The sequence below is a fragment of the Vibrio sp. Vb2880 genome, assembly GCF_033337975.1.
In the GTDB taxonomy this organism is placed as follows: Bacteria; Pseudomonadota; Gammaproteobacteria; order Enterobacterales; family Vibrionaceae; genus Vibrio; species Vibrio alginolyticus.
This window is the reverse complement of the sequence record NZ_JAWORT010000008.1, coordinates 228,268-236,524: the sequence shown is the minus strand read 5'-3', so window position 1 is coordinate 236,524 and position 8,257 is coordinate 228,268. Positions and strand designations below refer to the sequence as shown.

The following is an 8,257-nucleotide window of genomic DNA, read 5'->3' as shown; positions in this document are numbered from 1 at the left end:
GTCCTTAGCTCAGCTGGATAGAGTACCTGGCTACGAACCAGGCGGTCGGAGGTTCGAATCCTCCAGGACGCGCCACTCATTGAAACAGCCTCGCAATTGCGAGGCTTTTTTGTATCTAGACATCTGAAATATGGCGTAGGATCACTAGAGCCTATGTTCCTCTTTTTTAAAAGCGAATATGTGCGTATCTAAGCAATTTGCTATCAAGCTTCTGTCGCATCGTGTGAAATCATCCTGATTATCCCTCCTATACACTGACTTCCATTTTTTATTTCAATTACTCTTATGTAGTTACTTTGTTTGTTATTTGTTTATTAATTGTTAATTTTATTCATCTTTTTGTTTTTGTTGGTTTTTACTGCGTGAGTACCGATTTGATTTTGAAATCTAAATCGCAGTTTTTATTTATGTCCTCCTTTACTCTGTTCATAAGGTGGTAGCGATTTGAAGTGATTATTTTGTCATGAACTGTGATCTGGGTAGTGAATAAATAATCATTTATCAGGATTACTACAAACCTTCCTTAAACAAAATTGACAAAATTTAACCAATCGAGATAATCCATGGGTCGGGATTTGACACTATTAAAGTCCTGCACGTTGTCAGGATGACAAAGAAAGGAAGCAACATGACTAATATAGGAAGCCTGCTAGTAGATGCGGCCACCCTGATGCTAACGGGGATGGCGGTCGTATTTATTTTCCTCACTATTCTTGTTTATCTCGTTCGGTTAATGTCGAAATTGGTACCAGAAGAAGTACCAGAGCCGATCGCAGCACCAAAAACAAACACTAATATTCAATCAACCTCTTCAGCTGTTAGTCCACAAGTAGTGGCGGCGATCTCGGCTGCGATTCATAAACATCGCGCCTCATTCGCGAAGTAGCCGAACTAGGATTAAAAAGGAGTTTAAGAGCATGTCTAAACCACTAGCTATTACTGATGTGGTCCTTCGTGATGCCCATCAATCACTATTTGCTACGCGTATGCGTATTGAGGATATGCTGCCTATCGCAGCTGAGTTGGATAAGGTTGGTTACTGGTCTCTAGAGACTTGGGGTGGTGCAACATTTGATTCTTGTATTCGATTCTTAGGAGAAGACCCTTGGGAGCGTTTACGTGAACTAAAAAAAGCGATGCCTAATACACCAATGCAAATGCTACTGCGTGGTCAAAACCTTTTAGGATACCGCCATTATGCCGACGATGTAGTAGAGAAGTTTGTTGAACGCGCGCATGCTAACGGCATGGATGTATTCCGTATTTTTGATGCAATGAATGACGTGCGAAACTTCCAGAAAGCCGTTAAAGCAACGGTTGATGTTGGTGCGCATGCTCAAGGTACGTTGTCTTACACAACGAGCCCAGTGCATAACGCAGACACTTGGGTTGACTTGGCAAAACGCCTAGAGGATTTAGGTTGTCACTCGCTGTGTATTAAAGATATGTCTGGCTTACTTAAGCCTTATGAAGCGGAAGAGCTTATCACGCGTATCAAAGCGTCTTGTGATGTGCCATTGGCACTTCATTGTCATGCAACAACGGGGCTGTCTACAGCAACAGCGGTAAAAGCAGTGGAAGCGGGTATTGATATTCTCGATACTGCGATTTCTTCAATGAGTTGTACTTACGGTCATACACCGACTGAAACGGTAGTCGCTATGCTAGAAGGCACCGAGCGAGATACCAATTTAAAACTCGAGCAACTGGAACCTATCGCCGCATATTTCCGTGAGGTACGTAAGAAGTATGCGAAGTGGGAAGGCCAGTTAAAAGGAGTCGATTCACGCATCCTGATTGCTCAAGTGCCTGGTGGTATGCTGACCAATATGGAAGGCCAGTTGAAAGAGCAGGGCGCTGCGGATCGCATTGATGAAGTATTAGAAGAGATCCCTCGTGTACGTGAAGATCTTGGTTTCATTCCATTGGTGACTCCAACTTCACAGATCGTCGGTACGCAAGCGGTGATTAACGTTCTTACTGGCGAGCGCTATAAGAGTATTACCAAGGAAACCGCTGGCCTATTGAAAGGTGAGTACGGTCAAGCGCCAGCCGAGTTAAATGCAGAACTGCAAGCGAAAGTGCTTGATGGTAAAGAGCCAATTACCTGTCGTCCTGCCGATTTACTTGAGCCTGAAATGGAGACGCTTACGGTTGATCTGATGGAGAAAGCGAAATCAGAAGGCATTAAGCTAGCAAGTGAGCGTGTTGATGACGTACTCACTTATGCACTTTTCCCTCAAGTTGGGCTTAAGTTCCTTAAGAATCGTGAAAACCCAGAAGCATTTGAGCCTGCACCAACGCTAGAAGCTGCGAAGCCTGCTGTACCTGTAGCTCAACCAGCAACTGGTGGTGTAGAAACTTATAGTGTACGTGTTGACGGGCAGGTGTATGAGGTGGAAGTTGGCCCTCAAGGTGAACTGACATCTGTTGCTCCTTCTAATGCACCGGCAAAATCGGCTACACCTAGCGCACCTTCTAATGCTTCAGCAGAAGCGGTACCTGCTCCTCTTGCAGGTAACATCTTCAAAGTGAATGTTCAACCTGGTGCTGAGGTAGCTGAAGGCGATGTATTGCTCATCCTTGAAGCGATGAAAATGGAAACTGAAGTACGAGCGGCGCGTGGTGGTGTGGTTCAAGAGCTGAACGTTAAAGAAGGCGATGCTGTCACAGTAGGTGCGCCTCTGTTGAGCCTGGCGTAAGGGAGTATCATGGACGGATTGTTAACCCTTTGGGCAGAAACAGGGATCGCTAACTTCGAGTTCGGCCAAATCTGTATGATGCTGGTTGGTTGTACCTTGCTGTTTTTGGCAATTAAAAAAGGATTTGAACCTTTACTGTTATTGCCGATTGGTTTCGGTGCTATTTTGGCGAATATTCCAAATGCTGGCTTTACTGAGCCTGGTGGCTTGCTCTACTACGTTTACTACATTGGGATTGAATCGGGTGTGTTCCCGCTATTGATCTTCATGGGTGTGGGCGCGATGACCGACTTTGGTGCTTTGATCGCAAACCCAAAAACGTTGTGGTTAGGTGCGGCTGCGCAGTTTGGTATTTTTGCAACACTGTTTGGCGCTATTTTACTCAACTATGTACCTGGCATGGAGTTTTCCATGGCGGATGCATCGTCTATCGCGATCATCGGTGGTGCTGATGGGCCAACAGCGATTTTCTTAGCGAGTAAGCTCTCTCCAGATCTGCTAGGTGCGATTGCAGTCGCGGCATACAGCTATATGGCATTGGTGCCGATCATCCAGCCACCAATCATGAAAGCACTGACAACCAAGGAAGAGCGTCAAATCAAGATGGCTCAGCTTCGTCATGTTGGTAAATGGGAGAAAGTCATCTTCCCGCTTGCTGTATTACTGATGACGATTCTGTTCTTACCTTCAGCTACGCCATTGGTTGGTATGTTCTGTTTGGGTAACTTGATGCGTGAAGCTGGTGTGGTCGATCGTTTATCGAAAACTGCTCAAAATGAATTGATCAACATAGTGACTATCTTTTTAGGTCTTGGTGTTGGTTCTAAGCTGCAAGCTGAGCAGTTCTTGAACCTAGAAACGTTAGGTATCTTGGGGTTAGGCGCAGTTGCATTTAGTATCGGTACTGGTGCGGGCGTCCTGATGGCGAAACTGCTTAACAAGTTCTCGAAAGAAGACATCAACCCACTTATTGGTGCGGCTGGCGTTTCTGCGGTACCAATGGCCGCGCGAGTCGTAAACAAAGTTGGTTTACAAGCTAACCCGCAAAACTTTTTGTTAATGCATGCGATGGGACCAAACGTTGCTGGTGTGCTGGGTTCAGCCGTTGCGGCTGGTATATTGTTAGCACTTGTTGGTTAGACATTATTGAAAATGGAATGATCAACCAATTTACAAAATCACGATTAACTTAGGTTAACAAAATGGTTTATAGTCAAAGGGATGCTTTCGCATCCCTTTTTGTTTTCTTGCAGGGAATGGTTTATGGAACACAAACAGATCGTTATCACTGAGTTTGGTGATGCCAACGTACTCGCGATTCAACATGCTTCTACACCATCACCACAGCCTGGTGAAGTCTTAGTAAAAGTCGCTTTTTCAGGCGTAAATCCTATTGATGTCAAAACTCGAGCTGGGCTCGGTTGGGCGGCAGCGCAGAATAAGGATAATTTACCTTGGGTGCCAGGTTACGACATCTCAGGAAAAGTGATGTCTTGTGGAGAGGGGGTATCACGTTTTAATGAAGGTGATGAGGTGGCTGGATTTATTGGTTTCCCAGTTCGAGGCGGTGGTTACAGTCAATACATATGTGTTCCAGAAACTGAGTTAAGTCATGTTCCTAGCTCTGTCACTTTGGAGGCAGCTGCTGCATTACCGTTGGCGGGACAAACTGCGGCACAAGCTCTCAGTAAGGCTAATGTGAATGAAAACGATCGCGTACTTATCCTCGCTGGTGCCGGTGGTGTTGGACACCTCGCGGTACAAATTGCGATCGCGACGAAAGCGGAAGTCTTTACAACCTGCAGTGAACGAAATTTAGATTACCTTGCGACGCTCGGTGCTCATGCAGTGAACTATCAATTTGCACCAGTGTCAGAACGTGTTGAAGATGTTGATGTTTTGATTGATTTAGTAGGCGGAGATGCTGCGTTAGATGCGCTTAAATGCCTGAAAGACAATGCGAGAGTCATCACCGTTCCAACCATAACTGCTGAGCTGATTTGTGAAAAAGCCAAACTCCTAGGCTTTGAGGCTAGTGGCATGTTGGTTGAACCAGACCCTGCGCAGTTAGATGCCTTGTTGTACATGGTCGGCGTTGGCTTACTGAAGACTGAAATTCAACAGGTTTATCCTATGAGTGATGTCATTGGTGCTCACCAGCAGGTCGAATCAGGAAGAACCAGAGGCAAGGTGTTGCTTGATATGACATGCTAGAAGCATTTAACACGAGTTTTGAAAGTTTAGCGCTTTGGTTTTCAGATTCAGCATTATGGGTGCTTTTCATGACCGGTTTTCTCAGTGCCACGTTGTTGCCTGGTGGTTCTGAGGCGGGCTTAGTTGCCACTCTCTCATTAAATCAATACTCCGTTTCTTCAATTGTTATGGTCGCTACTATCGGTAATACGCTTGGTGGCTTAACAAATTATTGGCTTGGCTTGTGGATTCCCAACAAAGCACAAGAGGAAAAGCACGGTCATACCGCATTAAAGTGGCTCTCTAAGTATGGCTATTGGGGATTATTTTTTAGCTGGTTACCTGTAATAGGAGACCCGCTGTGTTTAGCCGCAGGGTGGCTAAGAATGAAGTTTCTGCCTTGCGTGATTTTAATATTTTTAGGAAAGGCTGCTAGGTATAGCTTACTTGCGGCCATCTATCTCGGATTATTTTAAGGAAAGTACATGAAGATGTTTTGGGTTGGCGCGTGTTCACTGTTGGTGATCACGGGCTGTGCATCAAATACGCCAGTTTCATCACTGCCGAAAGGGGTAACTTTCGTTGAGTCATCGAAAGCTGAAGAAGGCAAAGTTAAGATTCCATACCAAAAGTATAAACTCGATAATGGTTTAACGGTGATCTTAGCTCCTGAAGATTCTGACCCATTGGTCCATGTGGATGTGACTTACCATGTTGGTTCAGCTCGTGAAGAAGTGGGTAAGTCTGGTTTTGCGCATTTCTTTGAGCACATGATGTTCCAAGGTTCAGAGAACGTTGGTGACCAAGAGCACTTCAGGATCATCACAGAGGCTGGCGGCACGTTAAATGGTACAACAAACCGCGATCGTACTAACTACTTTGAAACTGTCCCTGCTAACCAGCTCGAGAAAATGCTGTGGTTAGAGTCTGACCGTATGGGCTTTTTGTTGGATGCGGTTTCTCAACGCAAATTTGAAATTCAGCGTTCTACTGTAAAAAATGAGCGAGCTCAGCGTTACGATAATCGTCCTTATGGCTTAATTTGGGAGCGCATGTCCGAAGCGCTATATCCTGAAGGTCATCCGTATTCGTGGCAAACCATTGGTTATGTTGAAGATCTTGATCGTGTTGATGTGAACGATCTCAAAGCGTTTTTCTTGCGTTGGTATGGCCCAAACAATGCGACTATCACGATCGGTGGTGACTTAGACGTTGAACAAACTCTAGAGTGGGTAAATAAGTACTTCGGTTCGATTCCTCGTGGTCCTGAGGTTGAAAATGCGCCGAAACAACCTGCAAAACTGCAAGAAGACAAATACATCACTCTAGAAGATCGTATTCAACAACCTATGGTGATGATCGCGTGGCCAACAACCTACAACGGCGAAGAAAGCCAAGCGTCTCTCGATACATTATCAGAAGTATTGGGTGGCGGTACCAACAGCGTGCTCTATCAAGACCTAGTGAAGACTCAAAAAGCGGTCGATGCTGGTTCATTCCATGACTGTGCTGAACTGGCGTGTAACTTTTACGTTTACGCAATGGGTGATTCTGGAGACAAAGGCGACCTATCAAAACTGTACGACGAGCTTTTACAATCACTAAATCAGTTTGCGGAAAAAGGCGTGACAGAAGATCGCCTTGAGCAGTTGAAGGGTAAAGCGGAAGCGGATGCTATTTTTGCGCTAGAAAGCGTTAAAGGTAAAGTGACTCAGTTGGCTTCCAACGAGACATTTTTCGGCGATCCTGATCGTCTTGAGCAACAGCTTGAACAAATCCGTGCAGTTACGCCGACTTCGGTAGAAAAAGCGTATACGGACTTTATCCAAGGTAAGAACAAAGTGACCCTAAGCGTGGTCCCAAAAGGAAAAACAGACCTTGTCGTAAAACCTGCGACCTTTGTGACGCCAAAGCGTACGCTGCCAGAATATGAGAAGATTTCCGATGACCAATTGGCGTATCGTCGTGCGACCGATAACTTCGATCGCTCAGTGCAACCGCCAGTAGGAGAACCAGTGAAAGCGACGATGCCAGAGCTGTACGAGTTACATTTCAAGAATGGCTCAGAGCTGCTTGGTGCAGTTAGCGACGAAACGCCGACGGTGATGATGCAATTTAGTCTACCTGCAGGGACACGTTTTGTTGAAAAGGGTAAAGAAGGTCTTGCCCAATTGACCGCTGCGATGTTGCAAGAAGGTACAACGAAACGCAGTGTCGAAGAGATTCAAGCTGAGCTTGATAAACTGGGTAGTGTTATCTCTGTTAATGCCACAGGTTATACAACAAACATCAGTGTTTCTGCTCTAGAAAAGAACTTAGAGCCGACGTTAAAAATTGTCGAAGAGATGTTGCTGTCTCCTGCATTTAATCAAGATGATTTCGAGCGTGTAAAAATGCAAGCGCTAGAAGGCCTGGTATATGAGCACCAAAATCCAAGTTGGATGGCGTCACAAGCGAGTCGCCAGGTGCTCTATGGGGATTCGGTTTTTGCTCGACCAAAAGACGGCACGCAAGCAGGTGTCAGTGCATTAACGTTGGATGATGTCCGTGAATTCTACTCGAAGCATTACACGCCACAAAGTGCGCAAATCGTTGTTGTTGGTGACATCAATAAACAGGAAATTGAGCAGCAACTGACGTTCTGGAAAAACTGGCAAGATGAAGCTGCGCCATTGTATGCACCGCAAAGCATTGCTGCATTAGGTGAGCAAAAGATCCATCTTGTTGATAAACCAGGAGCGCCGCAAAGTGTGGTCATGATGGTTCGTCAAGGTATGCCTTACGACGCAACGGGCGATTTTTACCTAAGCCAACTGGCAAACTTCAACTTAGCTGGGAACTTCAATAGCCGCATTAACCAAAATCTACGTGAAGACAAGGGTTACACATACGGTGCTTACGGCTACTTCTCTGGTAATCCAGAAACAGGCTCGGTGGTTTTCACCGCGCAAGTACGAGCGGATGCAACGGTTGCTTCGATCATTGAGATGGAAAATGAGCTAAATGAATACTCGCAGTCAGGTATTACTGATGAAGAGATGAAATTTATGCGTCAAGCGGTCGGTCAAAAAGATGCACTGAAATATGAAACGCCAACACAAAAAGCGGAGCTCATCAGTGATATTCTTAAGTACAACCTCGATCATGATTACTTGCAGCAAAGAAACGCTATCGTAGAAAAAGTCGATAAGCAGACGTTGAATGCGCTGGCTCAGAAATGGTTTGATCCAAATGACTATCAAATTATCGTCGTTGGTGATGCTAAATCGTTGCGTCCTCAATTAGAAAAGTTGGGGAAAGACGTAGAAGAGCTTGAAATCATTCGATAGAGTACACATTTAATAGCGGAGAAACGTTTCTCC

Annotated in this window: 6 protein-coding genes; all 6 read left to right on the top strand. The window is 45.3% G+C overall.

Features of this window, described 5'->3' with window-relative positions; all coding sequences use genetic code 11:
- The first annotated feature begins 628 nt into the window (after positions 1-628).
- The gene (locus tag R7M92_RS11790) at positions 629-886 is read left to right on the top strand and encodes an oxaloacetate decarboxylase subunit gamma (RefSeq protein WP_005379932.1); all 258 of its coding nucleotides are present in this window, start codon (positions 629-631) and stop codon (positions 884-886) included.
- A gap of 31 nt (positions 887-917) precedes the next feature.
- A complete protein-coding gene (gene oadA / locus R7M92_RS11785; protein WP_053349862.1) occupies positions 918-2,702 on the top strand; it encodes a sodium-extruding oxaloacetate decarboxylase subunit alpha in 1,785 nt (594 codons plus the stop codon).
- A 9-nt stretch (positions 2,703-2,711) separates the two neighbouring features.
- Complete coding sequence (locus tag R7M92_RS11780; protein ID WP_005379935.1) at positions 2,712-3,842, top strand: sodium ion-translocating decarboxylase subunit beta; 1,131 nt, start codon at positions 2,712-2,714, stop codon at positions 3,840-3,842.
- A 123-nt stretch (positions 3,843-3,965) separates the two neighbouring features.
- Complete coding sequence (locus tag R7M92_RS11775) at positions 3,966-4,916, top strand: NADP-dependent oxidoreductase (protein WP_318133405.1); 951 nt, start codon at positions 3,966-3,968, stop codon at positions 4,914-4,916.
- Positions 4,910-5,371, top strand: a complete 462-nt coding sequence (locus R7M92_RS11770; RefSeq protein WP_005379938.1) for a YqaA family protein — start codon at positions 4,910-4,912, stop codon at positions 5,369-5,371. Before R7M92_RS11775 ends, R7M92_RS11770 begins: the two co-directional genes overlap by 7 nt.
- 9 nt (positions 5,372-5,380) lie before the next feature.
- Positions 5,381-8,224, top strand: coding sequence for a M16 family metallopeptidase (locus tag R7M92_RS11765; RefSeq protein ID WP_017820389.1), 2,844 nt, complete (start codon positions 5,381-5,383; stop codon positions 8,222-8,224).
- The last annotated feature ends 33 nt before the right edge of the window (positions 8,225-8,257 follow it).